This window comes from Streptomyces sp. A18 (assembly GCF_059026065.1).
In genome coordinates this window covers 1-1,790 of record NZ_JBWLKL010000114.1, presented here as the reverse complement: position 1 = coordinate 1,790, position 1,790 = coordinate 1, and the positions used below count along the sequence as shown (strand labels likewise).

At 65.7% G+C, this 1,790-nt stretch carries 1 protein-coding gene; it reads left to right on the top strand.

Going from position 1 to position 1,790, the window contains the following annotated elements; translation table 11 throughout:
- The first annotated feature begins 500 nt into the window (after window positions 1-500).
- On the top strand, window positions 501-1,766 hold the full coding sequence (locus AC5P1C_RS43665; protein ID WP_493871573.1) for an IS110 family RNA-guided transposase: 1,266 nt from the start codon (window positions 501-503) through the stop codon (window positions 1,764-1,766).
- The last annotated feature ends 24 nt before the right edge of the window (window positions 1,767-1,790 follow it).

Genomic DNA, 1,790 nt, shown 5'->3' with positions numbered 1-1,790 from the left:
CTAATGGGAAGCGAAGAGGCGGTTCGCCAGCCCTGTTCCCACCCGGCGCCGTGAGCGCTAGCAATAGAGCGGGCGGGCCTGGATCGTCGCCTTCCGGTTGCGGGACCGAGGCCTAGGTAGCAGCCGGGCCGTGAGCCCTAGTGGTAGACGGTTCCGGTCCTGTGACTGTCAGTTGTCACCGAGATGGTCAGGGGGCCGACGAAATCATGTCTCCTGGAGTCGCAACGAGGGGGCCTTCAACACTCGGCGGGCGTCTCCCGTCATCTCCTCCGGCGCCCCGTGCCCGTCCGGTTTGCTGTCCGTGACCTGAGCTGGCTGTGTGGATCACCTTTCCCTAAGGCGCGAGCGATCGAGCTCTGAAGAAGACTGAGGGCCACGCGGTTCGCTGGGGCTGCGGACGGCTGGTGGGATGTCGTGCCTTGAGCACTTCCATTAGGGAGCACGCGCGCCCCGCACAGGCTCTGGCCTGCATAAAACGCCTGAATGCAAGGGGTAGCACCATGGAGATCACAGAGTTACCAGTGCCGGTGTTCTGCGGGATTGACTGGGCAGAAGCGCATCATGATGTTGCCCTGGTCGACATCGGCGGCAAGCAGCTCGCCAAGCAGCGAATCAGCGACGATGCAGCCGGATTCGCCCAGCTCACGGCGCTGCTGACGGAGCACGGCGACAGCAAGGAGAATCCGATCCCGGTTGCGATCGAGACCTCCCGGGGGCTGCTGGTCGCCGCTCTGCGGGTAACGGGACGCCCGGTCTACTCGATCAATCCGCTGGCGGTGGCCCGCTATCGCGACCGGCACTCCGTCGCCCGAAAGAAGTCCGACGCCATCGACGCGGCAGCCCTGGCAAACATCCTGCGCGTCGACATGGCAGCCCACCGACAACTGCCCGCCGACACCGAACTCACGCAGGCCATCGCGGTGTTGGCCCGGGCTCAGCAGGACGCAATCTGGGACCGCACCCAGGCCCACAACAAACTCCGCTCACAGCTGCGCGAGTTCTACCCCTCGATCCTGTCGGCCTTCGCTGATCACCGGTTCGGGCTGTTTGCTCCCGAGGCCCGAACCATCCTCGCCGCAGCCTCAACACCCACCGCCGCGGCCCGACTCACCCGCCGTCAACTGCGGGCACTACTCAAGCGTGCGGGCCGCAGCCGCGGCATCGAGGCGGAGGCCGACCGCCTCCACGAGGTCTTCCACCGCGATCACCTGCACCATCCGGCACAGGTTGAAGAGGCCCTCGGTCACCAGACAGCGGCACTGCAGCGACAGCTCGACACCGCCTGCACCAACGCCGAGCAGCTGGAAGCGGCGACCGTCGAGGCCTTCGATCAGCACCCGGACGCTCCGGTGATCACCAGCTTCCCCGGCCTCGGATCGTTGAGCGGCGCCCGGATCCTGGCCGAGATCGGAGACGACCGGACCCGCTTTGCGAACGCCGGCTCGCTAAAGGCCTACGCAGGCAGCGCACCGGTCACACGCGCCAGTGGCAAGAGCTGCGTAGTGATCAGCCGCCGGGTCAAGAACCAGAGGCTGGCCTCCACGGGCTACTTGTGGGCCTTCGCCTCCCTGAGAGCCTCAGCAGGGGCCCGGGCCCATTACGACCGCCGTCGGGAAGCAGGAGACCGACACACCGCAGCCCTCCGTAACCTCTTCAACCGGTTCCTTGGAATGCTGTTTTTCTGTCTCCAGCACAGAATGCCCTACGACCCAGTGAAGGCCTTTCCCAACCAGTCGGAGCCAGAGATCCTTCCGGCCGTCGCTTGACGCCTTAAAGCCGTGGGATGTCTA

What these genes read in the sequence shown, in the direction of transcription:
- AC5P1C_RS43665 (WP_493871573.1), top strand. Translation starts at nt 501, where the DNA reads ATGGAGATCACAGAGTTACCAGTGCCGGTGTTCTGCGGGATTGACTGG.